Origin of the sequence: Streptomyces sp. NPDC058284 (genome assembly GCF_042881135.1) — a bacterium.
Classification (GTDB): domain Bacteria; phylum Actinomycetota; class Actinomycetes; order Streptomycetales; family Streptomycetaceae; genus Streptomyces.
Genome location: NZ_JBHVYE010000034.1, coordinates 15,541 through 42,385 on the forward strand (window position 1 = coordinate 15,541; position 26,845 = coordinate 42,385).

The following is a 26,845-nucleotide window of genomic DNA, read 5'->3' on the forward strand; positions in this document are numbered from 1 at the left end:
TCATCCTCTGCGCCCCCGGTTCCCCGGCCGGGCCGCGACCCAGGCGCGGATGGTGTCCGCGTACCAGTAGGGCTTGCCGCCCTCGACGTGGTCGGGGTCCGGCAGCAGACCGTGCTTGCGGTAGGAGCGCACGGTGTCCGGCTGCACACGGATGTGTGCGGCGATCTCCTTGTACGACCAAAGCCTGCGGTCGGTCATCAGTGGCACCTCCCTGCGCGCGCCCAGGGCGGCCGAAAGGCCGACGGGGGAGCTGGGCGCGGCGCGTGGCGATCACTCAGCCTGTGCCCGGTGAACGACGCTGAGTGACCGCAGGGGAGCGGCTGTGGACCGCCTGTGACGCAAGACCCGCGTACACGGGACATGTGTGACAGGACGCACGTGTTTGTGACACGAGTGACGCGTGGCGCCGGGCCGAAGAGATGACTGGGCGTACTAGACGCCGCACGACCGCAGGTAGGAGCGGGTGCGGCGGGCGATCGGAAGGGGGGCGTCCGGCGCGCACGGGTACATGTCCTGCTCCACGATGGCGAACAGGTCGACGCCCAGCCGCTGGGCCGCGGTGAGGACGGGCTCCAGGGCGGGCACCCCGGCGGGCGGCTCGCACATCACGCCGCGCGCGACGGCGGGCCCGAACGGCACCTCCTGGGCCCGCACTTCGGCGAGGACCGCAGGCTCGACCTGCTTGAGGTGCAGATAGCCGATGCGTTCGCCGTACGTCTCGATCAGCTTGACGCTGTCACCGCCGCAGTAGGCGTAGTGGCCGGTGTCCAGGCAGAGCGAGACGAGGTCCGGATCGGTGGCGTCGAGGAAGCGGCTGACGTTCTCCTCGGTGTCGATGTGGGTGTCCGCGTGCGGGTGCACCACGACGCGCAGGCCGAACCGCTCGCGGACCTCGTGGGCAAGCCGCTCGGTCTGGGTGGTCAGTTCGCGCCATTGTGCGGGCGTCAGGACGCGGTCCTCCAGGACCTCGCCGGTCTTGTCGTCGCGCCAGAAGGAGGGGATGACGACGAGGTGCCCGGCCCCCACGGCCTGCGCGAGCGCGGCGTTGTCCGCGACGTGGGCCCAGGTCTTCTCCCAGACGGCGGGTCCGTGGTGCAGGCCCGTGAAGACCGTGCCGGCGGACACCTTGAGGCCGCGTCGGGCCGTCTCCGCGCGCAGTTCGGCCGGGTCGGTGGGCAGATAGCCGTACGGGCCGAGCTCGATCCACTCGTATCCGCACTCCGCGACCTCGTCGAGGAAGCGGCTCCAGGGCACTTGGCGCGGGTCCTCGGGAAACCACACGCCCCACGAGTCGGGCGCCGAACCGATACGGATGCGAGACAGCGTCGTCATGTCAGCCAGCCTCCAGGCCGTTTCGGAAGAGTGTCAAGCAAGCGGTCCGAATGTAAGGACAAATTGTTGACAGGATTCCCGGGGCGGGATTAGACCTGGGGGCACACGGACGAGACGAAGGGGCGGGCCGCCATGAACGCACGTGTCGCGATGGGGAGGCGTGCGGGGTGAGCGAACCGTACGACGTCATCACGATGGGCCGGATCGGGGTGGACCTGTACCCCCTGCAGACGGGAGTGCCCCTCGCCGAGGTGACCGCGTTCGGGAAGTTCCTCGGCGGCTCGGCGTCGAACGTCGCGGTGGCCGCGGCCCGGCTCGGACGCCGCGTCGCCGTCATCACCCGCACCGGAGAGGACCCCTTCGGCGACTACCTCCACACGGCGCTGCGGGAGTTCGGCGTCGACGACCGCTGGGTCACCGCGGTCGCGGGCCTGCCGACGCCGGTGACGTTCTGCGAGATCTTCCCGCCGGACGACTTCCCGCTGTACTTCTACCGGCAGCCGAAGGCGCCCGACCTGGAGATGTACGAGAGCGAGCTCGACCTCGACGCGATCGCGACGGCGCGGATCTTCTGGATGACGGGGACCGGGCTCTGTGCGGAGCCGAGTCGCACGGCCACGTCGGCGGCGCTGGCCGCGCGGCGGGCGGGGGCCGGCGCCACGGTGTTCGACCTGGACTGGCGGCCCATGTTCTGGGCCGATCCCTCGCAGGCCCGGCCCCACTACGCCGCCGCCCTCGCGCACGCCACCGTCGCCGTCGGCAACCTCGACGAGGTCGAGATCGCCACGGGGGAGCGTGAACCTCGCGCGGCGGCCCGTGCGTTGCTCGACGCGGGGGTCGAACTGGCCGTCGTCAAACAGGGGCCCGAGGGAGTGCTCGCGATGAACCGCGCGGGCGAGGCGGCGCGGGTGCCGCCCCTGCCGGTGAAGGTCCTCAACGGGCTCGGCGCGGGGGACGCCTTCGGCGGGGCGCTGTGCCACGGGCTGCTCGCCGGTTGGGAGCTGAGCCGGATCATGCGGTACGCCAATGCGGCGGGGGCGATCGTGGCTTCCCGGCTGGAGTGTTCCTCAGCCATGCCCTTCGCCGGCGAGGTCGCCCTTGCGGTGGAAGCAGGGGCTGTCACATGACCCGGGGTCACCGTTCACGGGACTCAGCCCCGGCCCCCGCTCCTCGGACGACGGAGGGGCTGGAACGTTCCGTCGACGTCGCGGCGCTGGCCCGCACCCGCGCCCGGCACCCCGAAGCCATCGCCGAGGCCGCCTCCCGGCGCGGGCGGCGGGAGCTGCTCGGGACGACCGGGCGGCTGATGATCGTCGCCGCGGACCACCCCGCACGCGGCGCCCTCGGCGCAGGGGCCGCGCCCCTCGCCATGGCCAACCGGCGGGACCTGCTCGAACGGCTCTGTCTCGCGTTGTCGCGGCCCGGGGTCGACGGAGTCCTCGCAGGCGCCGACGTGCTGGAGGATCTGCTGCTCCTCGGCGCCCTCGACGGCAAGGTCGTCATGGGGTCGATGAACCGGGGCGGACTGGCCGGGGCCGTCTTCGAGATGGACGACCGGTTCACCGGGTACCGGCCCGCGGACATCGAACGGCTCGGCTTCGACGCGGGCAAGCTGCTGCTGCGCGTCGACTACGACGACCCGGGGTCCCTGCGGACCCTGCACTCCGCGGCCCGCGCCGTCGACGCGATGGCGGAGCGCGGACTTCCGGTCTTCGTCGAGCCGTTCCTGACCGGCCGGGGCCCGGACGGCACGGGGCCGCTCCGCAACGACCTGAGCGCCGACGCCGTCACCCGTTCCATCGCCATCGCCTCCGGCCTCGCAGGGACCTCCGCGTACACCTGGCTGAAGGTCCCCGTCACCGAGAACCCCGACGACATGGCCCGCGTCATGGAGACCTCGACGCTGCCCGCCGTGCTGCTCGGCGGCGACGTTGGGGGCGATCAGGACGCCGCGTACGAGAAGTGGCGCGGCGCCTTGCAACTGCCCACCGTGCAGGGTCTCGTCGTCGGCAGGGCCCTGCTGTATCCGCCCGACGGCGACGTGGCGGGGGCGGTCGACACCGCCGTGGGGCTGTTGTAGCGGGCGGCGGGGCAGCGGAGACCGGTGGGGGCAGAGCGGCTGGGAGGCCCATATGACGTACGTACCGAAAGGGAGCGCGGCCGACGGTCCGTACGCCCTCTCCATCGATCCGGAGCGGGCCGGCTGGACCTACTCCCAGCTGCGCGTCGTCGAGATCGAACCGGGCGGGCTGCACTCCTTCGCCACCGGTGGGAGTGAATGGATCGTGCTCCCGCTGACCGGCGGCTGTACGGTGCAGACAGCAGACGGGATCATCGAACTGCTGGGCCGCGAGAGCGTGTTCAGCGGAGTCTCCGACTTCGCTTACGTGCCGCGTGACGCCCGGATCCAGATCGCCTCCGGCGCGGGAGGCCGCTTCGCCCTGGCAGGAGCGAAGTGCGAGCGTCGACTCCCCGCCCGCTACGGCTCCGCGCCGGAGGTACCCGTCGAGAGCCGCGGCGAGGGCGGCTGCACGCGCGAGGTCCGCAATTTCGCGTCCGCGGACGCCTTCGCGTGCGACCGGCTCATCGCCGTCGAGGTGATCACGCCCGGCGGCAACTGGTCCTCGTACCCGCCGCACAAGCACGACGAGCACCGTCCTGGCGTCGAGGCGGAGCTCGAGGAAATCTACTACTTCGAGATCGAGGCGCGAGGCGGCCGTGCGGGGATGGGGTACCAGCGGGTCTTCCCGTCCCGGGAGGGCGGCACCGACGTGCTCGCCGAGGTCCGCACCGGGGACGCCGTGCTGGTGCCCGACGGCTGGCATGGCCCGTCCGTCGCCCAGCCGGGGCACACGATGTACTACCTGAACGTGATGGCGGGTCCGGGCGAGGAGCGGGAGTGGCGGATCTGCTTCCACCCCGACCATACGGAGGGATATCGATGACGGGGACCCCGAACGACAGTGTCAGGCTCACCACCGCGCAGGCGCTCGTGCGCTTCCTGTCCCGGCAGTTCACCGAACGGGACGGCGTCAGGCAGCGGCTGATCGGCGCGACCTGGGGCATCTTCGGGCACGGCAACGTCGCCGGTATCGGCCAGGCGCTCGTCGAGCACGCCGACGACATGCCCTTCCACCAGGGGCGCAACGAGCAGGCCATGGTGCACGCCGCCGTCGGGTACGCCCGGCAGTCGGGGCGGCTCTCCACCCACGCCGTCACCACGTCCATCGGGCCCGGCGCCACCAACCTCGTCACCGGCGCCGCGCTCGCCACCGTCAACCGGCTGCCCGTCCTGCTGCTGCCCGGTGACACCTTCGCGGCCCGGCCCGCCGACCCGGTCCTCCAGCAGCTCGAAGTCCCCTACGCCGGTGACGTATCGGTCAACGACTGCCTGCGTCCCGTGTCGCGGTACTTCGACCGCGTGACCCGCCCCGAGGCGCTGATCCCCGCCGCGCTCGCGGCGATGCGCGTGCTCACCGACCCCGCGGAGACCGGCGCCGTCACCCTCGCGCTGCCGCAGGACGTGCAGGCCGAGGCGTACGACTGGCCTCGGGCGTTCTTCGCCGAGCGGGTGTGGGCCGTACGCAGGCCGGCCCCCGACCCGTGCGAGGTCGCCGCCGCCGCGGCCGCCGTGCGCGAGGCCAGGCGCCCCCTGATCGTCGCGGGCGGCGGCGTCCACCACAGCGCCGCGGAGGAGGCTCTGCGCGAGTTCGCCGAGGCCACCCGCATCCCCGTCGCGTCCACCCAGGCGGGCAAGGGCGCCCTGCGCCACGACCACCCCGCGGACGTCGGCGGCGTCGGCCACACCGGCACCGCCACCGCCGACGAACTGGCCCGCACCGCCGACCTGGTGATCGGCGTCGGCACCCGCTACAGCGACTTCACCACCGCGTCCGGCACCCTCTTCGAAGCGGCCGGGGTGCGCTTCCTCAACCTCAACATCGCGCCCTTCGACGGCCACAAGATGGCGGGCACCACCCTGATCGCCGACGCCCGCGCCGGTCTGGAGGCCCTCGCGCAGGCGCTGCGCGGCCACCGCGTCGAGCCCGCCTACACCGTCGAGTACGCGGACGACAAGGAGCGCTGGGAGCAGCGCGTGGACGCCGCGTTCCAGGCGGACGAGCCGGACGTGCGCCCCACCCAGGCCCAAGTGCTCGGCCTGCTCGACGAGTTGGTGACCGACGAGGACATCGTCATCAACGCCGCCGGGTCGCTCCCCGGCGACCTGCACAAGCTGTGGCGGGCCCGCTCGCCCCGGCAGTACCACGTCGAGTACGGGTACTCCTGCATGGGATACGAGATTCCCGCCGCCATCGGCGTCGCCCTCGCCGCGCCCGAGCGGCCCGTGTGGGCGCTGGTCGGCGACGGCACGTACCTGATGAACCCCACGGAGATCGTCACGGCCGTCCAGGAGAACGTGCCCATCAAGGTCGTGATCCTGCAGAACCACGGATACGCCTCCATCGGTGGCCTCTCGGAGTCGGTGGGCGGCGAGCGGTTCGGCACCGCGTACCGCTTCCGGGCGCAGGACGGGACGTACACCGAGGGTCCGCTGCCCGTCGATCTCGCCGCGAACGCGGCCTCGCTCGGCATGCGGGTGCTTCGCGCCAAGACCGTGCGCGACCTGCGCGCGGCGCTGCGCGAGGCACGCGGCGCAGACCGTCCCACATGTGTCTATGTGGAGACGGAAACGGCAGACACAGTGTCGGGCCCGCCCCCGGCACAGGCGTGGTGGGATGTGCCCGTGGCCGAGACGGCGACCCGGGTGTCCGCGGTCAAGGCCAGGGAAGAGTACGACCGGCACGTCGCTGCCCGACGCCGCCACCTGTGAGAGTAGGGATGCTTGTCATGACGAAGACCGTGAACCACTGGATCGGTGGGAAGGCCGTCGAGGGCGCGTCCGGAACCTACGGCCCGGTCACCGACCCGGCGACCGGCGCCGTCACGACGCAGGTCGCGTTCGCGTCGGTGGACGAGGTGGACGCCGCCGTCGCCGCCGCCCGCGAGGCCTTCGCGTCCTGGGGCACGTCCTCGCTCGCCAAGCGCACCGCGATCCTCTTCAAGTTCCGCGCGCTGCTCGACGCCAACCGCGACGCGATCGCCGAACTGATCGTCGCCGAGCACGGCAAGGTGCACTCCGACGCGCTCGGCGAGGTCGCCCGCGGCCTGGAGATCGTCGACCTGGCCTGCGGCATCACGGTCCAGCTGAAGGGCGAGCTGTCGACGGAGGTGGCGTCCCGCGTGGACGTCGCGTCGATCCGCCAGCCGCTGGGCGTCGTCGCGGGCATCACGCCCTTCAACTTCCCCGCCATGGTCCCGATGTGGATGTTCCCGCTGGCCATCGCGTGCGGCAATACCTTCGTGCTCAAGCCGAGCGAGAAGGACCCGTCCGCGTCGATGAAGCTCGCCGAGCTGCTCGGCGAGGCCGGCCTGCCCGACGGCGTCTTCAATGTGGTGCACGGTGACAAGGTGGCCGTCGACCGCCTCCTTGAGCACCCGGACGTCGCGGCCGTCTCCTTCGTCGGCTCCACCCCGATCGCCCGCCACATCCACGCCACCGCCTCCGCCAACGGCAAACGCGTGCAGGCGCTCGGCGGCGCCAAGAACCACATGCTGGTCCTGCCCGACGCGGACCTGGACGCCGCCGCCGACGCCGCCGTCTCCGCCGCCTACGGCTCCGCGGGCGAGCGCTGCATGGCGATCTCCGCCGTCGTCGCGGTCGGCGCCATCGGTGACGAGCTGGTGGTGAAGATCAAGGAGCGCGCCGAGAAGATCAAGATCGGCCCCGGCAGTGACCCGGCGTCCGAGATGGGCCCGCTCATCACCGCCGCCCACCGCGACAAGGTCGCCTCGTACGTCACGGGCGCGGCGGCCGAGGGCTGCGAGGTCGTCCTCGACGGCACCGGCTACACGGTGGAGGGACACCCCGAGTGCGCTGACGGCCACTGGATCGGCCTCTCCCTGCTCGACCGCGTCCCGACGACCGCCAAGGCCTACCGGGACGAGATCTTCGGCCCGGTCCTGTGCGTGCTGCGCGTCGACACGTACGACGAGGGCGTGGCGCTCATGAACGCCTCGCCGTTCGGCAACGGCACCGCGATCTTCACCCGGGACGGCGGCGCGGCCCGCCGCTTCCAGCTGGAGATCGAGGCGGGCATGGTCGGCGTGAACGTGCCGATCCCGGTGCCGGTGGGCTACCACTCCTTCGGTGGCTGGAAGGACTCGCTCTTCGGCGACCACCACATCTACGGCAACGACGGCACGCACTTCTACACCCGCGGCAAGGTCGTCACGACCCGCTGGCCGGACCCCTCGGACGCGCCGTCCGGCGTGGACCTCGGGTTCCCGCGCAACCACTGAGCCGCCCTTGCTCGGCTCCCGAAGCCCCCGGCCCGCCCTGGCCGGGGGCTTCGCCGTTGGTTCACCGTTCTACGAACCGCTCTACGATGTGTGTGCACTACATGAAAGGCCGTGAGCATGCCGCACATCGACATCGACTACGCCGACACCCTGTCCGGCGTACTGGATCTGCCCGCCCTGGTGGCGGAGCTGCACCCTCTGGTCGTGGAGCGGGTGGACTCGGTCGGGGCCGGCAAGACGTTCTGCCGGCCCTCGGCCGCCTTCGTGGACGGCAGGCCGGGCGCCCCCTTCGTGCACGTCGGCGTGGGGCTGCTGGCGGGGCGCGGGAGCGCCGTGAAGGCCGGGCTCTCCGACGACGTCCTCGCGCTGCTCGGCAAGCACCTCTCGGGGATCGAGGGGGCGACGTACTCGGTGGAGGTCCGCGACCTCGACCCCTCCTACCGGCTCCATCCGACGCACTGAGCGGAGCCGTCGCGTCACCGGTTGTGGAGCAGGGCCGTCCGGATTCCGGACGGCCCCGATTCTTTTTTGGCGCCGCTCTTGCGGTTCCCGTGCACAGGGTGCAATTCGGGCAACGAATGCGCCTTCGTTCATACGCCTGCAATATCAAGGTCATATTCGACACAGGCATGTTCATTGCGACCCCATGGAGCAAACTCTTGGGAAAGTGAGGCGACTTGGGGATCTTCGCGGCTGCGGATTCCGTAGGTAAATGACCGTTGACGTTCCGGTTGCCGCCGGGGTTCGATGACGCGCCGGGAGCCACCGAAACACCAGTTCAACAGCCTTCGGAGGCGATAGCGCTCCCGCCGTACTCCTGCCGCACGAGTCGATCGGAACCGCGCTCCATGACGGATACGCTTCGCCCGCTCAAGACCGCCGTCACCGAGGTGCCCCCGGCGCCGGTGGCCGTCCCGGGGGACCCCCAGAAGCTCAAGCGCTCCATCGGCGTCGTCGGCGGCACCCTCCTCACGCTGTCGTGCGTGACGCCCGCCTCCACGCTCTTCGTCGTCGTCCCCGACCTCTTCTCCTCGCTCGGCACGGCGACCGCCCTCACCATCGCCATCGGCTCACTGATCTGCGTCGGCGTCGCCTTCTGCTACTCGGAGCTCGGCACCCTCATCCCGAGCGCGGGCGGTGAGTACGCGATGGTCTCGACGATGGCGGGGCGCCTGGCAGGCTGGCTCGTCTTCGTCCTGTCCCTGCTCGTCGTGATGATCGTGCCGCCCGTGATCGCCATGGGCACGGCCGACTACCTGGCCCCGGTCATCCACCTCGACCCGTCCTACGCGGGCGCGGGCGTCATGATCCTCGCCACCCTCGCGGGCCTGCTCGACCTGCGCGCCAACGCGTGGATCACCGGCGTCTTCCTCGTCCTTGAGGTCATCGCGGCAGGAGTGGTGGCCGTCCTCGGCTTCACGCACGCCGAGCGGGGCGCGGGCAGCCTCACCGACCTCTCGGTGGCGGGCAGCGGACCGGGCGGCGTCGACACGGTCACCGCCATGCTGATCGTCTCCGGCCTCGCCATCGCCCTCTTCGTCACCCAGGGCTTCTCCACGGCCGTCTACCTCTCCGAGGAACTGGAGAACCCGCGCCGCAACGTCGCCCGCACGGTCCTCGCCACGCTCGCCATCTCCACCGTGATCATCCTGGTCCCCGTCGTCGCGATCACCATGGGCGCCGACAGCCTCACCGCCCTCAGCGAGGGCGACATCAGCGCCATGGTGACGGGCTGGTCCAACTCGGCGGTCGGCACGTTCGTCAGCCTCTGCGTCGCCCTCGCGATCATCAACGCGGGCATCGTCATGGTCATCCAGAACTCCCGCGTCCTGTTCGCCTCGGCCCGCGACAAGGCGTGGCCCTCGCCGGTGAACAAGGGTCTGGCGAAGCTCGGCGCGTCCGGCGCGCCCTGGGTGGCCACGCTCCTCGTCGGCGTCCCCGGCGCGCTCCTGTGCTTCGTCAACCTGGACACGCTGTACGGCGTGACCGGCGTCTCCGTGACCGGCATGTACCTCCTCGTGGCGGTCGCCGCGCTGCTCGGGCGACGCGGCTCGCACGGGCACGGGTCGGCATGGCGGATGCCGCTGTGGCCCGCGGTGCCGGTGGTGCTGATCGCGGTCCTCGCGTACGTGCTGAGCCGGCAGGAGCCGGCGTACCTGGTGTGGACCGGCGGCATCGTGGTGGCGGCGACGCTGTACTGGGCGTTCTACCTGCGCCCGCGGCGGGCGACGCGGTGGCTGGTGACCGTGCCGTCCGAGGGGGCGGACGGGGCCTGAGCCGCACCCGCGCACGCGGCCCGGCCGGCCGCCCGCGTACCACCGGCGCGGTACGCGGGCCGCGGAGTCTACTCCCCGGGAAGGCGGGCGGGTTCAGACCGGCGGCTGCCCCGGTTGCCGGAGCGCGCCCGTACCTTTGACGGCATGGATCTACGACTGCCCAGGCCAAGGTTTCCCGTGCCGCGCGGTCCGCGCAGGCTGACCGCCGCCGCGGCCGCCGTCGTGGTGCTCGCCGGCGTGGGCACCTGGTCGGCGGCGGCCTCGGACGACGCCCCGGCCGTGCACCGCGCGGACCGTGTGATCGACACCGGCGGCGCCCGCATCGACACCTCGTACTTCACGGCGGGCGACCGGAACACCAAGCGCCCCGCCGTCCTCATAGGCCACGGCTTCGGCGGCAGCAAGGACGACGTGCGCAAGCAGGCGGAGGACCTGGCCAAGGACGGGTACGCCGTACTGACCTGGTCCGCCCGCAGCTTCGGCAGGTCCACCGGCAAGATCGGGCTCAACGACCCCAAGGGCGAGGTCGCCGACGTCCGCAAGCTGATCGACTGGCTCGCCGCCCGCCCAGAAGTGCGGCTCGACAAGAAGGGCGACCCGCGCGTGGGCATGACCGGCGCCTCGTACGCGGGCGCGGTGTCGCTGCTCACCGCCGGGTACGACCGGCGGGTGGACGCGATCGCCCCGCAGATCACCTACTGGAACCTCGCGGACGCGCTGTTCCCCGACGGCGTCTTCAAGAAGTTGTGGGCCGGCCTCTTCGTCAACACCGGTGGCGGCTGCGACCGGTTCGAGAAGAAGCTGTGCGACATGTACGAGCGGGTCGCCGAGGCCGGGAAGCCGGACGCGGCGGCGCGCAGGATGCTCACCGAGCGCAGTCCCGTCGCCGTCGCCGACCGCATCAAGGTGCCGACATACCTCGCCCAGGGCCAGACCGACTCGCTCTTCCCACTCACCCAGGGCGACGCCATCGCCAAGGGCATCCGCGCGAACCACGCGCCCGTCTCCGTCGACTGGATCGCGGGCGGTCACGACGGCGGCGACCGGGAGAAGAGCCGCGTGGAAGGGCGCGTCAACGACTGGTTCGACCGCTACCTCAAGGACGACAAGAACGCCGACACCGGCCCGGCGTTCCGGATCACCCGTACCGGCGGCCTCGACTCCACCGACGGCGCGGCCCGCAAGCGCGGCGCGAGCGGTGACGTGTACCCGGGTCTGGAGAGCGATCCGCGCACGGTGCGGCTGCGCGGGCGCGAGCAGAGCTTCGACAACCCGGCGGGCGCCAACCCGCCCGCCATCTCCGGGCTCCCCGGCGTCGGCGGCGGGCGCCTCTCCCAGTTCGCCTCGCTCGGCGTCGGCGTCTCCGTGGACTTCCCCGGCCAGCACGCGAAATTCGACTCGGCGCCGCTCGGCAAGGACCTGCGGATCACCGGATCCCCGACGGTCCGCGCGCGCGTGAAGTCCACCACAGGCGAAGCGGTGCTGTTCGCCAAGGTGTACGACGTCGGGCCCGGCGGCAAGCAGCAGGTGCTGCCCTCACAACTGGTCTCTCCCGTACGGGTGACGGGCGCGAAGCAGGGCAAGGACGTCGAACTGCGGATGCCCGCCGTCGACCACAAGGTCCAGAAGGGCCACAGCCTGCGCCTGGCCGTCGCCTCCACCGACCTCGGCTACGCGTCACCGGCCGCGCCCGCCAAGTACACCGTCTCCCTCAGGGGCGATCTGAAGGTGCCGACGGCGCCCGGTGTGGAGACCGCTGCCGCGCCGCTGCCCTCCTGGGTGTGGTGGCTGCCGGCCGCCGGCGCCGCGCTCGCCCTCGGCCTGCTCGTCACCGCGCGCCGCCGCACCACGGCGCCCGCGCCCGACCCGGACCTCGCCGAAGTGCCGCTCCGCATCACGGACTTGACCAAGCGGTACGCCAAGTCCGCCGACCGGTACGCCGTCCGCGACGTCTCCTTCACCGTCGAGAAGGGCCAGGTCCTCGGTCTCCTGGGGCCGAACGGCGCGGGCAAGACGACCACCCTGCGCATGCTCATGGGCCTGATCAGGCCGGACGCGGGCGAGATCCGCGTCTTCGGCCAGGCGATCCGTCCCGGCGCTCCGGTCCTCTCCCGGGTCGGCGCGTTCGTCGAGGGCGCGGGCTTCCTGCCGCACCTCTCCGGCCGCGAGAACCTGGAGCTGTACTGGAAGGCGACCGGCCGCCCCGCCGAGGACGCCCACCTGGAGGAGGCCCTTGAGATCGCCGGGCTCGGCGACGCGCTGGCCCGCGCCGTACGGACGTACTCGCAGGGCATGCGGCAGCGCCTCGCCATCGCCCAGGCCATGCTCGGCCTGCCGGACCTGCTGATCCTCGACGAGCCGACCAACGGCCTCGACCCGCCGCAGATCCGCGAGATGCGTGAGGTGATGATCCGTTACGCGCGCGGCGGCCGCACCGTCATCGTCTCCAGCCACCTCCTCGCCGAGGTCGAGCAGTCCTGCACGCACCTGGTCGTCATGGACCGCGGCAGGCTCGTCCAGGCGGGCCCGGTGGCCGAGATCGTCGGCTCCGGAGACACCCTCCTCGTCGGCCTGGCGTCCGACATCCCGGATCCTCTCGTGGAGAAGATCGCCGCGCTGCCCGGCGTCGCGTCGGCGGTCCGCGCGGACGACGGCCTGCTGATCCGCCTGGACGGCACGGAGCAGGCGAGCGCCGTACGCCTGCTGCCCGAACTGGTACGGCTCGACGTGCCGGTGGAGTCCATGGGGCCGCACCGCCGCCTCGAAGACGCGTTCCTGACCCTGATCGGAGGCACCGCATGAGCGCCCCCACCCTGGAGCGCCCGACCGCGCCCGGCTACCGCGCGGGGCGCACCCTGCCCCTGCGCGTCGAGGCCGTCCGCCAGCTGAAGCGGCGCCGCACGCTGGTGATGGGCGCCATCATGGCGCTCCTGCCGGTCGTCCTCGTCATCGCGTTCGCCGTCGCGGGCGGCTCGCCGGGCTCCCGCAACGGCAACGTGACGCTGATGGACACGGCCACGGCGTCCGGCGCGAACTACGCCGCTACCTGCCTGTTCGTCTCGGCGGGCTTCCTGCTCGTCATCCCCGTCGCACTCTTCTTCGGGGACACCGTCGCCTCGGAGGCGAGCTGGTCCTCGCTGCGCTACCTGCTCGCGGCGCCCGTGCCGAGGGCCCGGCTGCTCTGGTCCAAGCTGGCCGTCGCCCTCGGCCTGAGTGCCGCGGCGATGGTCCTGCTGCCGCTGGTCGCCCTCGTCATCGGCACGGTGGCGTACGGCTGGGGTCCCCTGGAGATCCCGACCGGCGGCGAGCTCCCGCCGGCCACGGCGGCCCAGCGCCTGCTGATCGTCGTCGCGTTCATCTTCGTCTCCCAACTGGTCACCGGTGGCCTGGCGTTCTGGCTCTCCACGAAGACGGACGCGCCACTCGGCGCGGTCGGCGGCGCGGTGGGCCTGACGATCGTCGGCAACGTCCTCGACGCGGTGACGGCGCTGGGTCACTGGCGCGACTTCCTCCCCGCGCACTGGCAGTTCGCCTGGGCCGACGCGATCCAGCCCCAACCGGAGTGGAACGGCATGATCCAGGGCTCGGCGGTCTCGGTGACGTACGCGATGGTGCTGTTCGCGCTGGCGTTCAGGGGGTTCGCCCGGAAGGACGTGGTGAGTTGAGGGTGGTGCCGGTGGTCACTCGCTGCTGAGCAGGCCGACGGTGCCCGCCAGGCCCTCGTCGCCGTGGCCCTGGGCAACCCTGCGGCGCATCAGCTCCATATAGGGGGTGAGAAGCCGAGGATCGACCGACTGGTCCTGCGCCGTGGCCAGGAGTGTGCCGTTGGCCGCCGCCATCATGGCGAGGTTGGAAGTGACACCCTCGGTGTAGTCGCCGCTTTCCAGCTGGGCGGCCATGCCGTGGGCGGCTCCGGACATGGCGCCGAGCCATTCCGCGAGCAGTGTGGCGAACCGGATCCGGTCGAGTTCCTTCTCGGGGCCCACCAAGGCGAAGGCGTGGGTGATGCCTGCGAACATGCCGGTCATCGCGCTGAGCAAGGCGATGTCATGCAGCGCCGCGTGGCCGGCGTCCTCGCCGACGAACTTCACACCGGCGGGAGCCGACAGTGCCTCGCGGTGGCGTTCGAACAGCGCGTGGTCGCCGCTGTAGAAGATGTAGCCGCCGGTCTCCGGCCGGCCGATCATCGGAGGGATGGCCATGATCCCGCCGTCCAGGAAACGAGCGCCGCGCTCCTCGGCCCAGCGGGCGCGCTCCTGGGCCTGGGCGGGGGTGTTCGTGGTCAAGTTGACCACGTCCTTGCCGTTCAGGTCGGTGCCGTCCAGGACCTCGCCCACGGAGGCGTCGTCCAGCAGGCAGAGGACGACGGGACCGGTTGCCGAAGCGACCGCATCGGCCGGGGTGGTCACCGTCCGGGCACCCTCTCCTGCCAGTGGTTCGGCCCTTTCCGGGGTGCGGTTCCAGACGGTCAGTGGGTGTCCCGCGGCCAGCCAGGCGCGGGCGAGCGCGGTGCCCATGTCGCCGAGGCCGAGGAGTGTGATGGGAGTCTTGGAAGTGCTGTGCGTGTCCATGCAGATCAGGCTCGTGTACGCCCAGACCATGATCAAGTACGCACTCTTTTGTGGGTGGTTACCTTAAGGTGAGTGGATGACCAGGCGGGACGCTTACGTGTGCGGCATCGACGCGGCGATCGACGTGGTCGGCGGCAAGTGGAAGGTGCTCATCCTGTGGGCGCTGGGGGAAGGGCCCTGCCGGTTCGGTGAGCTCAGGCGTGGCGTCCCCGGCGTCACCGAGAAGGTTCTCGCCTCGCACCTGCGGGAGTTGGAGGCCGATCGCATCATCCGCCGGGAGGAGGCGTTCGAGGGGGCGGTACGCCGCGTCACGTACGCCCTGACGCCGCTCGGCGTCTCCCTGAATGAGGCCTTGGGCCCCCTGGGCGCCTGGGGCAGGGAACACCTCCTCGGCGATCGGAGCGCGCACCACGAAGCGCTGTGACGGCGGCGAGCTGTGCGGCCCGTATCGGGGTGTGGGACGGCGGCCCCGGACCGCCGGAACCGCCCGCCGCGACGGCGCCCGCCCAGGGTCCAGGACCGGACGCATACGTATGGTGCGAGCTGACCGCCGCGTAACCGCACAGACGAACGCCCTACTGCGCCGCCCGCAGCCGATACGCGTACGTATACGTACGCCCCGCGTGCAACAGATACCGCTCCAGTGGCGGCGCCCCCCACGAGTCGTTGCCGCCCACGCCCATCTGGCGGTGATTGACCCCGAGGATCGTCTCCTCGCGCCGCTTCACCTCGTGCGGGTGGCGCGGTCCGTCCAGGTCGAACGGGGTGTGGTGCAGGGCGCTGACCTCAAGGAACGGCTCGTCGTCCGCGGGGTCGGCCAGTACCGACAGGCCGTCGCCGGACCGGGCGGCCAGCGTGACGCGGCGGACGTCGGTCATGTTGCCGGTCTGCTGCGGCCGTACGTACGGGGCGACCTGCTCGTCCACGGTGGAGCGGTAGCGCCCCACGAACGCGGCGGACTTGCGGTCCTGGTAGTTCTCGTGCGGCCCGCGCCCGTACCAGTCGAGCCGCTCGAACCCGGCGGGCACGGTCAGCAGCGCGCCCACCAGCGGGATGTCGGGGAGCCCGGCAGCCGCCTTCAGGGTGTGCCGGACCCGTATCCCGCCGTCGCCGCGCACCGTGAACACGGTGTTCCAGTCGGAGGACTTCGGTGCGGTCGGCAGCGTGGCGCTCACCTCGATGGTGACCTCACCCGGCGAGGGCTGAGCGGCCTCGATGCCGGTGATGTGCGCCTTGGCGCCCGCGTCCCGCCAGGTCGCGGCCTGCTCGTGGTACTTGCGGCCGATGTCGTTGTCCGTGGGCCCGCGCCAGAAGTTGGGCACGGGGCCCCCGGCGAGCAGCAGCCGCCCCTTCACCCTGTACGAGGAGAGCGTCCCGGTCGCCTTGGACAGGACGACCTCGACATCCCGGCCCGTGACCCGCACTTCCTTCTGGTTCTCCGTCAGTTCGAGGCGGGGGAGCGAGCCGGGTGAGGGGTCGGCCGGTGCCGGGGTGTGCCAGTCGAGTGCGAGCTGTTCGGCCGCGACGGTGTGCCCGGCCCCGGCCCAGTCGTTCTTCTCGCGGAGGACGAAGGCCAGGTTCAGCCAGTACTCGGCGCCGGGCGCGAGGCGCGCGGGCTTCTCGTACGGGATGCGTACGGTGCCCGATGCGCCGGGCGCCACGTCCGGCGCCGCCAGCGTCCCGTGCTGGATCTCCTCGCCGTCCCGGGTGACGCTCCACCGCAGCTCGTACGCGTCCAGACCGCTGAACAGCTGCTTGTTTCGCAGGCGCACGGAGCCCGAGCCGGATCCGAGGTCGTCCGGCGTGCAGGACACCGGCTGGTAGACCTTCTTGATCTCCATCAGCCCCGGGTGGACTTCGCGCGTCGACGCGACGAGGCCGTTGCAGCTGAAGTTGGAGTCCGTGGGGTATCCGGGCACCCAGTCGCCGCCGTACGACAGGTAGGAGTGGCGCCGGTCGCCGGGGACGGGCCGCCGGATGTTCTGGTCGACCCAGTCCCAGACGAAGCCGCCGTGCAGGTTCGGGTACTTCTCGAAGATCTCCCAGTACTCGGAGAGGTTGCCGTTGCTGTTGCCCATCGCGTGCGTGTACTCGCACAGCATGAACGGCTTGGGATCGCCCGACCTGCCGTACCTCTCGACGTCGGCCGGCTTCGTGTACATCTCGCTGTGCAGGTCGGCGACGGCGTTCATGCCCTCGTAGTGCACGGGCCGCGAGTCGTCGCGGGCGTGCACCCAGTCCGCCATGGCCTTGAAGTTGTCGCCCTGCCCCGCCTCGTTGCCGAGCGACCAGACGACGACGCACGGGTGGTTCTTGTCGCGCTCGACCATGGTCCGGATCCGGTCCACGCAGGCGTCGGTCCACTCGGGCAGCGACGCGGGCAGCCGGTCGCGCACGCCGTGCGTCTCCAGGTTCGTCTCGTCGATGACGTACAGGCCGTACTCGTCGCAGAGTTCGAGCCAGCGCGGATGGTTCGGGTAGTGCGAGGTGCGTACGGCGTTGATGTTGTGCCGCTTCATCAGCAGGACGTCCTGGAGCATCACCGGCTCCGGGACGGCCTGCCCGTGGTCGGGGTGGGACTCGTGGCGGTTGGTGCCGCGGAACATCACGGACTTGCCGTTGACGGTGAACTTGCCTGAGCCGTACTCCACTTGACGGAAGCCGACCCGCGTCCGGTGGACGTCCACCGTCTTCCCCGAGCCGTCCCGCAGGGTGACCACGAGGGTGTAGAGGCTGGGCTGCTCGGCGGACCAGAGGGCGGGGCTCTTGACGGTGGTCCTGAGGGTGAGCGGCTCGCCGGGTCCGGGCTCACCGGTCAGCTTCGCGCCGGGCACCGGCCGCCCCTTCGCGTCGTGCAGCACGGCCTCGATCCGGAGCCGCCCCGACCCGCCCTTGCCGCCCCGGTCGCCGCCTCGGTCACCGCCCCGGTCGCGTACGACCGTCGTCACGGACAGGACCGCGTCCCGGTACGCCCCGTCGAGGTCGGTCCGTACCCCGAGGTCATGGATGTGCACCTCGGGCACCGAGTACACGTACACGTCGCGGAAGATCCCGGACAGGTCGATCATGTCCTGGTCCTCCAGCCAGCTGCCGTCGGACCACCGGTAGACCTCCACGGCGAGGGTGTTCCCGCCCGGCCGGAGGCGATCGGTGATGTCGAACTCCGCCGGCGTGTAGCTGTCCTCGCTGTAGCCGACCTTCTCGCCGTTGACCCAGACGAAAAAGGCCGACTTCACGCCCTGGAAGGAGATCAGCGTGCGGCGCCCGCGCCAGCCGCGCGGCACGGTGAAGGTGCGGCGGTAGGACCCGACGGGGTTGAAGTCCTTGGGGACATCGGGGAAGTCGGGCTTCTCGTACCCCTCCCACGGATACCTGATGTTGAGGTAGATCGGCTCCGGATACCCCTCGATCTCCCAGTTGGAGGGCACGGGTATCCGGTCCCAGCCGCTCACGTCGTACGCGTCGGCCTCGAATCCGACCGGCCGCCGCTCCGGGTTGCGGGCCCAGTGGAAGGCCCAACGCCCGTTCAGCGAGCGGTAGTAGGGCGACTTGGTGAAGTCGCCGCGCAGGGCGTCGGCGGCGGAGGCGTACGGGACGAGCCGGGTGCGGGCCGGTTCTCTGTTGACCTGGAAGACGCTGGGGTCGGCGTTCCACTCGGGGGTCTTCGCCCCGCGGTGGCCGCCGCCACCCGCTGCGAAGGCCTGCTTCTGGGCGGCGAAGGCGGCCCACCCGGCAAGCGCGGTGCCGGTGACGAGGAAGGACCGGCGGCTCGGACGGCGGCTCGGACGGCTCATGCGGCAACTCCGAACGTAAGGCAACAAGAACCGTCAGCATCCAACTCGACCGCTCAGGGCGCAAGAGCCCCGTACGCGCCGGGAACCGGTCCCCTCCGCAGCCGTCCCCTCACCCCCGCGGCCCGCACAACTTCCTCTCCGCCAGCACCGGATCGTTGGGAAAGCGGAACGACGTGCGCTCCACGGCCCCCGTCAGATTCCGCCAGAAACGCCCCGCCGTCATCGGCGCGTGCGTGGCCGCCCGCAGCTCCGCGAGCGGACCGCAGCGCAGCGCCCGGCGCGCGGCCCCGACCCGGGCGGGGTCGAGCCCCCGGTCCACGGCGCCCCGACGCGTACCACGGTCGGCCACGATCCACTCGTCGGGCAGCCGCTTGTCGTGGCCGACCCGCCCCCGGAAGGGCTCGGAGTGGGCGGCCAGCGGATAGGCGAGGCCGATCGGGTCGAGCGCGGCACCGTCCAGCGGGACGGCGGTGCCGTTGAGGCCGAGGGTGTTGTAGACGCCGGTGACGGACGGGGCGTTGGCGCGGATCGGCGCCCAGGCGATCAGGAGGGTGGGCTCGCCGGAGCGGGCGGCCTCGCGCACCGAGCGCAGGTAGTTGGCGTTGCCGGGGGAGCCTGCGAAGCGGTGGTGGAGGGGGTGCGGGGCGGCGTTCTGGCGTACGTACACGCCTCGTTCGTCCGCGACCCCGGCAGGACCGATCCTCCCCTCGTACGGAATCCGCAGCGCGCTCGCGCACACCACGGCCCACACGCCGACCCCGACGGCGACGATGCCCCACACACGGGTGACGGGTACGAGGAAGACGGGCAGCAGCATCAGGAGCAGCCCCGGCAGGAACATCCGCCCGTGCATGAAGTCGCCGCCCACCTTGATGACGTACACCCAGCACAACAGCCCCGCGAGCACGGGAGCGAGCGCGGCGGGGAGTGCGGCGGGGAGTGTGGGGGCACGCGGGGGAGCGGGTGGCGGAACGTTCATTCCGGTCCGGTTGGCGGCGGAGGCCGGGGCGGGGGCTTGGGCGGGGGCCAGGACGGGGGCCAGTCCGCGGGCCACGGCACAGACGGCGATCGCAAGGAGCGGCAGCCACAGCGCGTACGGCTCCGTGAAGTCCCCGAGGTAGTCGAATCCCCGTTCCCACAGGCTCCGCGACGCCTCCTTGGTGACGCCGGGCAGCGGCACCAGATGCCCGTAGTAGCCCATGCGGAAGATCTCGTACGCGACGGGCAGCGCGCCCGCGACCCCGGCCCCCGCGAGCACCCGGCGCCACGAAGGGCGGGCCGTCGCCCACTGCGCGGCGAGGAAGACCACCGACACCAGCGCGAGGTCGGGCCGGACGAGCGGACCGAGGCCGAGCAGCGCGCAGGTCGGCAGGGAGCGCGGGCGTGCCAGCAGCGCGAGCCAGGCCCCGGCGATCCAGCAGGTCGCGAGCCCCGTCTCCAGGCCGGACGTCGCGAAGTCCCAGACGGGCGGCAGCGCGAGCAGCACGAGCGCCCCGCACGGCGCGACGAAACCGCCCTCGCACGGCGCCACGGAACCGCCTCGGCTCGGCACTGCGAAACCGCCCCGGTACGGCGCCACGAATCCGCCCCCGCCCCACACCCGCAGGGCCCCCGCCCCGGCGAGCGCGAACCCGGCGGCGGTCAGCAGCAGCCCCCCGTACATCGCCACCGTCGCCACATCGAACCCCGGCGCCCCACCCACCACGAGCAGCCACTGCCACAGCGTGCCGGTGGACGATTCGGCGCGTTCCCCGGGGTTGAAGACGGGCCCGTTCCCCGCGAGGACCTGGCGGACGGTGCGTACGTAGATGTACCCGTCGTCGGACATCCACCGCCGCTGGAACCCGGCGAAGGCGATGACGAGAGCGGGCAGCAGACAGGCGGCGAGGCGCGCGTGCGCCCGCCATCGGCCGAATCTTCCGTCGGCCGCTCCCGGAGAGGCCCCGGCGACGGCTTCGGTACCACGGACGGAGGAGTACGCAGAGGTCGTCATTACCCCTACATCGGCGCAGGTCAATGAGGCCTTGAGAGCCTTGGGTCAAAAGGGGAGCAGCCCCCCGGCGCGAGGGGCAGCGGCCCCCGCGGCTAGCGGATGTGCCGCCCCGAGATCGCCCGCGCGATCACGAGCCGCTGGATCTCGCTGGTCCCCTCGAAGATCGTGTAGATCTTCGCGTCCCGGTACATCCGCTCCACCGGATGCTCCCGGCTGTACCCCGCGCCGCCGAGCACCTGTACCGCCTTCTCACTCGCCGCCACCGCCAGTTCACCGGCGCGCAGCTTGGACATCGAGCCCTGGGCCGCGTCGAAGATCTTGTCGGTGCGAGCCATCCACGCGGCCTGCCAGATCAGCAGCCGCACCGCCTCGATCTCGGTCCGCAGGTCGGCGAGGGCGAACGCGATGGACTGGTTCTCGATGACGGGCCGCCCGAAGGCGACGCGCTCGCCCGCGTACTCCAGGGCGTACTCGTACGCGGCCCGTGCGATCCCGAGTGCCTGCGCGCCCACCGTGGGCCTGCTGACCTCGAACGTGGCCATGGCGGCCTGCCCCCGCCCCTGCCCCTCTCGGCCGTGACCGCCCTCTCGGCCGCGACCACCCTCCCGCGCTCGCGCCAGCCGCGCGTCGAGCCGCTCCTTGCCGCCCAGCAGGCAGTGCCCCGGCACCCGCACGTCGTCCAGGAACACATCCGCGGTGTGCGAGGCGCGAAGCCCCAGCTTCCGGATCTTGCGGCCCCCTTCGAGCCCGCGCGTCCCCGGCGGCACGACGAACGCCGCCTGGCCCCGCGCGCCCAGCGAGGAGTCGACGGACGCCACGACGACGTGGACGTTCGCGATACCGCCGTTGGTGATCCACGCCTTCTGGCCGGTCAGCGTCCACTCGTCGCGCGCCGCGTCGTACGTCGCGCGCGTCCGCAGGGCGGACACGTCGGAACCGGCCTGGGGCTCGGAGACGCAGAACGCCGCGACCTCGGGCGCGTCCACGTCCCCGAAGCACTGCGGCACCCACTCGGCCAGCTGGTCCGGCGTGCCCGCGGAGAAGATCCCGGCGACCGCGAGCGACGTGCCGAAGAGCGCCATCCCGATCCCCGCGTCACCCCAGAACAGCTCCTCGTTGGCGATCTGGAGGGAGAGCCCGGAGGGGTCCCCGAAGAGATCGGCCAGCGACTCGAAGCCGTAGAGCCCGATCCTCGCCGCCTCCTGGATGACGGGCCACGGGGTCTCCTCGCGCTCGTCCCACTCGGCGGCGGCGGGCCGCACCACACCGGCCGCGAAGCCGTGCACCCACGCGCGCAGGTCCCGCTGTTCCTCGGTCGGTTCGAGGGAGAAGGCCATGGCGGGCTCCTCAGGCCTTGGGGATGTCGAAGTACCGGGTGAGCCCGGCCGCGAGGGCCACATCGCCCGCGATCCTGACCTTGCGCAGCATGAAGAGCGTGACGGGGCTGGCGTTCCCGGAGACGAGCTTGAGGAACTCGGGGTCGGCCATGATGAGCGTGACCCGCGGCTCGGCGTCCGAGCGGCCCTCGCGCACGACGCAGGTGCCGTCGGCGATCTCCGTCTCGTACACCGCGTCCTCGTTGTCACCGCTGCCCGTGATCTTCCAGCGTATGAGGGCCTTCAGCGAGCCCGCCGCGTCCGGCTTGAACTGCCGCTCCATACGCCCGAAGACCTCGTTGAGGACGCGGGTGCGCAGCGCGCCGTCGCGGGCGATCTCCGCGATCTCCTTGCCGGAGAGCCCCTTCACGAGCCGGGCGAACTCCTCGGGCGTGACACTGGCGAAGTCGAGGTCGGCGATCCTGCTGATGTCGTCCGCCACGGCAAGCTCCTTACTCTGCGGTAAACTTACTAAAGAGTAAGGTAAGTCGGAGCCGGGAGGCTGACAAGGGTGGGTGGCAACTCGGAGGGGGCGCCCGAGCCGTCGGGGACGCCGGAGGTGCCGGGAGCGCCGGGGGCGCCCGGGGCGCAGGGAGTTCCGGCACCGCGCAGGCGCCGGGTGCCGCGCCGCGAGCGCGAGCGGCAGATCGTCGACGTGGCGGTGCGCGTCTTCGCCAAGCGCGGCTACCACGGCGCCTCGGTGGACGAGATCGCCGAACTCGCCGGAATCTCCAAGCCGATGGTCTACCTCTACCTCGAATCCAAGGAGGGCCTCTTCCTCGCCTGCCTGCGCCGCGAGGCGGACCGTTTGGTCGGCGCGTTCCAGGGCGCGGCGGCGGCGAGCGGCGCGGCGCCCGAACTCCGCCTGCACAACGGGCTGCTGGCGTTCTTCACCTTCGTCGCCGAGCACCGCGACAGCTGGGTGGTGCTGCACCGCCAGGCCTCGGAGCTGAGCGAGACGATCGCGGCGGCGGTCGCCGGGGCGCGGCGCGCGGTGATGGCGGAGGTGGCGGGGCTGGTGCGGGCGGGCATCGCGGAGAGCGGCCCCGACGCCAAACTCCGTGACGATGACGCGGACTTCGTGGCGCACGCTCTGGTGGGTGCGGCGGATTCGCTGACGGACTGGATGGCGGGCCACCCCGGCCAGTCTCCGGAGGGCGTGACCCTGCGCCTCATGAACATGGTGTGGGTGGGCATGGGCCGGGTCCTGGAGGGCGAGGCCTGGAGGCACGCGCCGGGCGGCGGCGAGGATACCGACTCTTCCTGTCCGCCCCATTGAATTTTCCTTACGTGTCGGTAAGTTGACCCCCGAGTAAGTACGCGCCGATCGCCTGCACATCAGCTGGGAACGGGAAGCGAAGCCGGGGAGCCGTCATGGGCGTACGCAAGGATCTGAGAAGGGCGCGACGCCGCGGCGGCCTCGCCGACCGCGCCGAGACCGAACTCATCAGGGACGAACACGGCGCCGTGCGCGAGGTCCGCACCGCCCCGCTCGTCCCCCGGGCCACCACCGGAAGCACCGCCGACATTCCCTTCACCAACGCCGCCGAAGCCCCCGACGCCGTGGTGCTGCGCCGCAAAGAGGGCGGCCGGTGGCTGCCCGTCACCGCCGCCGCCTTCGCGCGCGAGGTCACCGAGATCGCCAAGGGACTGATCGCGGACGGCCTCGAACCCGGCGGCCGGGTCGCGCTGATGTCACGCACCCGCTACGAGTGGGCGGTCCTCGACTTCGCGATCTGGGTGGCGGGCGGCCAGACCGTGCCCGTCTACGCCACCTCGTCGGCCGAGCAGATCGAGTGGATCGTCCGGGACTCCGGCGCCCGCCTGCTCATCGCGGAGAGCGCCGAGAACGCGGCGACGGCGGAGGAAGCCGTGGCCGGCCACGCCGCCCCGCCGCGCGTACGCCACCTCGACGGAGGCGCCATGGCCGAACTGGCGGCGTTGGGAAGAGAGGTGTCCGAAGAGGAGGTGACCAAACGCAGGGCCGCGCTCTCCCCGAACTCACTCGCTACCATCTGCTACACCTCCGGCACCACGGGCCGCCCCAAAGGCTGCGTCCTCACCCACGGCAACCTCCACGCGGAGGCCGCCAACACCGTCGAACTCCTGCACCCCATCTTCAAGGAGATCACCGGGCAGACCGCCGCCACGCTCCTCTTCCTGCCGCTCGCCCACATCATGGGCCGCACCATCCAGATCGCCTGCATGCTCGCCCGCATAGAACTCGGCCACTGCCCGAGCATCAAGCCCGACGAACTCCGCCCGGAACTCCGCGCGTTCAGGCCGACGTTCGTCGTCGGCGTCCCGTACCTCTTCGAGAAGATCCACGACACCGGCCGGGCGACCGCGGAGAAGATCGGCCGCGGCGCCTCCTTCGACCGCGCGGAACGCGTAGCGGTGCGCTTCGGGGAGGCCTACCTCAACAAGTTCCTGGACAGCAGAGGCCCGGGCCCCTCCCTCGGCCTCCGCGCCGGCTGGGCGCTGTACGAACTGCTCGTCTACCGCCGCATCCGCAAGGAGGTCGGCGGCCGCATGCGCTACGCGATCAGCGGCGGCTCGCCCCTGGACCGCGACCTCAACCTCTTCTTCTACGCCGCCGGAATCATCATCTACGAGGGGTACGGCCTGACGGAGACCTCGGCCGCCGCCACCATCACCCCGCCGCTCCGGCCGCGCCCCGGCACCGTCGGACTGCCCATACCCGGCACGGCCGTGCGCATCGCGGACGACGGGGAGGTACTGATCAAGGGCGGCATCGTCTTCAACTCGTACTGGAACAACCCGGCCGCGACGGACGCCGCCCTCACCGACGACTGGTTCGCCACCGGTGATCTCGGCGCGCTCGACGCCGACGGCTACCTCACCATCACCGGCCGCAAGAAGGACATCATCGTCACGTCCGGCGGCAAGAACGTCTCGCCCGCCGTCCTGGAGGACCGGCTGCGCAGCCGGGCGCCGGTCGGCCAGTGCATCGTCGTGGGGGACAACCGTTCGTACGTCGCCGCGCTGGTCACCCTCGACCCCGAGGCCGTCGACCACTGGCTCGCCGTACGCGGACGCCCCAAGGGCACGCCGCTCGCGGACCTCGCCCGCGACCCGGAGATGACGGCAGCGGTCCAGAAGGCCGTGGACCACGCCAACTCGGCGGTGTCCAGGGCCGAGTCGATCCGCAGGTTCGCGATCGTCGGCGGCGAGTTCACCGAGGACAACGGCCTGCTCACCCCGTCCCTGAAGATCAAACGGCATGCGGTGAACGCCGCTTACGCGGCCGAGATCGAGGCGCTTTACGGGGAGTGAGGGTGAGGGGTGGGGCTGGTAGGAGGGGGCGGGCGGGGTGGGCGGTGGGGGGGGGGGGGGGGGGCCCCCCCCCCCCCCCCCCCCAAAAACCACCCCCCCCCCCAAACCCCACCCCCCGCCGCCCCCCCCCCCCGCGGCCCCCGCCCCCCGCGGGGCGGGGGGGGGGGGGGGGTGGGGGGGGGGGGGGGGCGGGGGGGGGGGCGGGGGGGGGGGGCCCGGTGGTGAAGCCGGTGGCGCCACCGGCTTCACCTGGTCAACTACCGGGCGGGACGCGAAGTTCCCGGCCGGGGCGAGGCGCGGCGCACTCTGCCGGGCCCGTCAGGCGACCGGAGCCCTCTGCCCCTGCCCCTCCCCTGCCCGAACCGCTATACGAGGTTCGGCATCCCGCGGATGTCGAGAACGCCACACTGGCTCCGTCCCAGGGGCAACAGCGGCCAAGATCGGCCGCGCAAGCAGGCGCAAGCAGGCGCAAGCAGGCGCAAAAGGGTGCAAAACTGCGGCAAAAACGCGCCAGGAAGAAGGAGAAGCCATCATGGCGATTCAGCGGATGGACAATGTCGGCATCGTCGTCGAGGACCTGGACGCCGCCGTCGCGTTCTTCGTGGAACTCGGTATGGAGCTGGAGGGCAGGACGCAGGTCGAGGGCCTCGTGGCCGACCAGTGCACGGGACTCGACGGTGTCCGCTGCGACATCGCGATGGTCCGGACCCCGGACGGCCACAGCAGGCTGGAACTGGCGAAGTACCGCAGCCCCCGGGCGACCGGCGCAGGCCCGCGCAACAAGCCGCACAACATCCTGGGCACGCACCGCGTCATGTTCGCCGTCGACGACATCAAGGCCACCGTCACCCGCCTGATCCCGCACGGCGCCGAACTCCTCGGCGAGATCGCCCGCTTCGAGGACAGCTACCTGCTCTGCTACGTCCGCGGCCCGGAGGGCATCATCATCGGTCTGGCCGAGCAACTGCACTGAGAAGATACGGTGGCACTCTCGTCCCCCTCGTCGATCCGGAGTGCAGGGAGCAGACTGTGCGCAACGCCGCCGTGACGCCCGAGGGCGGCCAGATCCGCTGGGCCGAGCTGCCGGGACAGGAGCCGTCCCGCGTCTACGTCCACGGGCTGGGCGCCACGTCGCCGGCCTACTTCGCGGAGGTTGCGGTTCACCCTCTGCTCGGCGGACGCCGTTCGCTGCTGATCGACTTGCTCGGTCACGGCATCAGCGACCGGCCGACGGACTTCGACTACACCCTGGAGTCCCACGCCGACGCCCTCGCTGCGGCCCTGACCAGCGCGGGTGTCACGGGCGCCGAGCTGATCGCGCACAGCATGGGTGGCTCGGTGGCCATCGTCCTGGCAGCCCGGCACCCGGGGCTGGTCTCCCGCCTGGTCCTGGTCGACGCCAACCTCGACCCGCTCCCGCCCGTACCCGGCGCCGTGGGCAGCAGCGGCATCGCCGCGTACTCCGAGGAGGAGTTCCTGGCGGGCGGCTGGGAAGAGGTGCGAGACCGGGCCGGTTCCCACTGGTGGTCCACGATGCGCCTGGCGGGCCGGGAAGCCCTGCACCGCAGCGCGGTGCACCTCACCCGCGGCACCACCCCCACCATGCGTGAGCTTCTGCTGGACCTGAAGGTCCCCCGCACCTACTTGCTGCCCGAGGCCGACGGCCCGCTCCCGGGCACCGATGCGCTCAGCGAAGCCGGGGTGGCCGTGGTCCCGGTCCCGGACTGCGGCCACAACATCATGCTGGACAACCCGGAAGGCTTCGCCCGCGCCACCGCGGCGGCACTCTCGGACCCCAGCCTGCAATAGCGCTGGGGCGGCCCGTTGGGTGAGGTGGTAGCCCTCC

At 71.7% G+C, this 26,845-nt stretch carries 21 protein-coding genes; 14 read left to right on the forward strand and 7 right to left on the reverse strand.

All coding sequences use genetic code 11. The features are described from left to right. Positions 1 to 198, reverse strand: a complete 198-nt coding sequence (locus ACFVYR_RS33000) for a MerR family transcriptional regulator (RefSeq protein WP_384259324.1) — start codon at positions 196 to 198, stop codon at positions 1 to 3. Between the two features lie 234 nt (positions 199 to 432). Next, complete coding sequence (locus tag ACFVYR_RS33005; protein WP_384259322.1) at positions 433 to 1,332, reverse strand: sugar phosphate isomerase/epimerase family protein; 900 nt, start codon at positions 1,330 to 1,332, stop codon at positions 433 to 435. Between the two features lie 194 nt (positions 1,333 to 1,526). Here ACFVYR_RS33005 and iolC point away from each other — a divergent pair, with 194 nt between their 5' ends. The 9 genes from iolC (at position 1,527) to ACFVYR_RS33050 (ending at position 13,633) form a co-directional block, all read left to right on the forward strand. After that, complete coding sequence (gene iolC / locus ACFVYR_RS33010) at positions 1,527 to 2,459, forward strand: 5-dehydro-2-deoxygluconokinase (protein WP_384259362.1); 933 nt, start codon at positions 1,527 to 1,529, stop codon at positions 2,457 to 2,459. Further along, complete coding sequence (locus tag ACFVYR_RS33015; RefSeq protein ID WP_384259320.1) at positions 2,456 to 3,412, forward strand: deoxyribose-phosphate aldolase; 957 nt, start codon at positions 2,456 to 2,458, stop codon at positions 3,410 to 3,412. Before iolC ends, ACFVYR_RS33015 begins: the two co-directional genes overlap by 4 nt. Before the next feature lie 52 nt (positions 3,413 to 3,464). Then, on the forward strand, positions 3,465 to 4,277 hold the full coding sequence (gene iolB, locus ACFVYR_RS33020) for a 5-deoxy-glucuronate isomerase (RefSeq protein WP_384259317.1): 813 nt from the start codon (positions 3,465 to 3,467) through the stop codon (positions 4,275 to 4,277). Further along, positions 4,274 to 6,163 carry a 3D-(3,5/4)-trihydroxycyclohexane-1,2-dione acylhydrolase (decyclizing) gene (iolD, locus tag ACFVYR_RS33025; RefSeq protein ID WP_384259315.1) on the forward strand — a complete coding sequence of 630 codons (1,890 nt, stop codon included), beginning with the start codon at positions 4,274 to 4,276 and terminating at the stop codon, positions 6,161 to 6,163. Before iolB ends, iolD begins: the two co-directional genes overlap by 4 nt. A gap of 17 nt (positions 6,164 to 6,180) precedes the next feature. Then, positions 6,181 to 7,692 (forward strand): CoA-acylating methylmalonate-semialdehyde dehydrogenase, encoded by a 1,512-nt coding sequence (mmsA, locus tag ACFVYR_RS33030; RefSeq protein ID WP_384259313.1) that lies wholly within the window; start codon positions 6,181 to 6,183, stop codon positions 7,690 to 7,692. Between the two features lie 117 nt (positions 7,693 to 7,809). After that, positions 7,810 to 8,154, forward strand: a complete 345-nt coding sequence (locus ACFVYR_RS33035; RefSeq protein ID WP_384259360.1) for a 5-carboxymethyl-2-hydroxymuconate Delta-isomerase — start codon at positions 7,810 to 7,812, stop codon at positions 8,152 to 8,154. A 386-nt stretch (positions 8,155 to 8,540) separates the two neighbouring features. Continuing rightward, positions 8,541 to 9,968 carry an APC family permease gene (locus tag ACFVYR_RS33040; protein ID WP_384259310.1) on the forward strand — a complete coding sequence of 476 codons (1,428 nt, stop codon included), beginning with the start codon at positions 8,541 to 8,543 and terminating at the stop codon, positions 9,966 to 9,968. 144 nt (positions 9,969 to 10,112) lie between these two features. Next, positions 10,113 to 12,770: an alpha/beta fold hydrolase gene (locus ACFVYR_RS33045; RefSeq protein ID WP_384259308.1), complete on the forward strand. Its 2,658-nt coding sequence runs from the start codon at positions 10,113 to 10,115 to the stop codon at positions 12,768 to 12,770. After that, the gene (locus tag ACFVYR_RS33050; RefSeq protein ID WP_384259305.1) at positions 12,767 to 13,633 is read left to right on the forward strand and encodes an ABC transporter permease; all 867 of its coding nucleotides are present in this window, start codon (positions 12,767 to 12,769) and stop codon (positions 13,631 to 13,633) included. Before ACFVYR_RS33045 ends, ACFVYR_RS33050 begins: the two co-directional genes overlap by 4 nt. A gap of 15 nt (positions 13,634 to 13,648) precedes the next feature. Here the strand turns inward: ACFVYR_RS33050 and ACFVYR_RS33055 are convergent, their stop codons facing one another. Next, complete coding sequence (locus ACFVYR_RS33055; protein WP_384259302.1) at positions 13,649 to 14,539, reverse strand: NAD(P)-dependent oxidoreductase; 891 nt, start codon at positions 14,537 to 14,539, stop codon at positions 13,649 to 13,651. Between the two features lie 76 nt (positions 14,540 to 14,615). On the opposite strand from ACFVYR_RS33055, the gene ACFVYR_RS33060 reads away from it, so the two are divergent. After that, positions 14,616 to 14,963: a winged helix-turn-helix transcriptional regulator gene (locus ACFVYR_RS33060; protein ID WP_384259299.1), complete on the forward strand. Its 348-nt coding sequence runs from the start codon at positions 14,616 to 14,618 to the stop codon at positions 14,961 to 14,963. Positions 14,964 to 15,114: 151 nt separating this feature from the next. Here the strand turns inward: ACFVYR_RS33060 and ACFVYR_RS33065 are convergent, their stop codons facing one another. The 4 genes from ACFVYR_RS33065 to ACFVYR_RS33080 form a co-directional block, all read right to left on the reverse strand. Further along, positions 15,115 to 18,333 (reverse strand): glycoside hydrolase family 2 TIM barrel-domain containing protein, encoded by a 3,219-nt coding sequence (locus ACFVYR_RS33065; protein ID WP_384259297.1) that lies wholly within the window; start codon positions 18,331 to 18,333, stop codon positions 15,115 to 15,117. A gap of 109 nt (positions 18,334 to 18,442) precedes the next feature. Continuing rightward, positions 18,443 to 20,326, reverse strand: coding sequence for a hypothetical protein (locus ACFVYR_RS33070; protein WP_384259295.1), 1,884 nt, complete (start codon positions 20,324 to 20,326; stop codon positions 18,443 to 18,445). Between the two features lie 92 nt (positions 20,327 to 20,418). Continuing rightward, entirely contained in the window at positions 20,419 to 21,663 is a 1,245-nt protein-coding gene (locus ACFVYR_RS33075) for an acyl-CoA dehydrogenase family protein (RefSeq protein WP_384259292.1), read from the reverse strand. Between the two features lie 10 nt (positions 21,664 to 21,673). Then, a complete protein-coding gene (locus ACFVYR_RS33080) occupies positions 21,674 to 22,144 on the reverse strand; it encodes an SCP2 sterol-binding domain-containing protein (RefSeq protein WP_384259290.1) in 471 nt (156 codons plus the stop codon). Between the two features lie 177 nt (positions 22,145 to 22,321). Between ACFVYR_RS33080 and ACFVYR_RS33085 the strand changes: the two genes are divergently transcribed. The 4 genes from ACFVYR_RS33085 to ACFVYR_RS33100 all read left to right on the forward strand — a co-directional run bounded on the left by ACFVYR_RS33085 (position 22,322) and on the right by ACFVYR_RS33100 (position 26,808). Next, a complete protein-coding gene (locus tag ACFVYR_RS33085; RefSeq protein ID WP_384259358.1) occupies positions 22,322 to 22,981 on the forward strand; it encodes a TetR/AcrR family transcriptional regulator in 660 nt (219 codons plus the stop codon). Positions 22,982 to 23,076: 95 nt separating this feature from the next. Further along, positions 23,077 to 24,999, forward strand: coding sequence for an AMP-dependent synthetase/ligase (locus ACFVYR_RS33090; protein ID WP_384259287.1), 1,923 nt, complete (start codon positions 23,077 to 23,079; stop codon positions 24,997 to 24,999). Between the two features lie 532 nt (positions 25,000 to 25,531). After that, entirely contained in the window at positions 25,532 to 25,972 is a 441-nt protein-coding gene (locus tag ACFVYR_RS33095; protein ID WP_384259285.1) for a VOC family protein, read from the forward strand. A gap of 56 nt (positions 25,973 to 26,028) precedes the next feature. Next, positions 26,029 to 26,808: an alpha/beta fold hydrolase gene (locus ACFVYR_RS33100; RefSeq protein WP_384259282.1), complete on the forward strand. Its 780-nt coding sequence runs from the start codon at positions 26,029 to 26,031 to the stop codon at positions 26,806 to 26,808. The last annotated feature ends 37 nt before the right edge of the window (positions 26,809 to 26,845 follow it).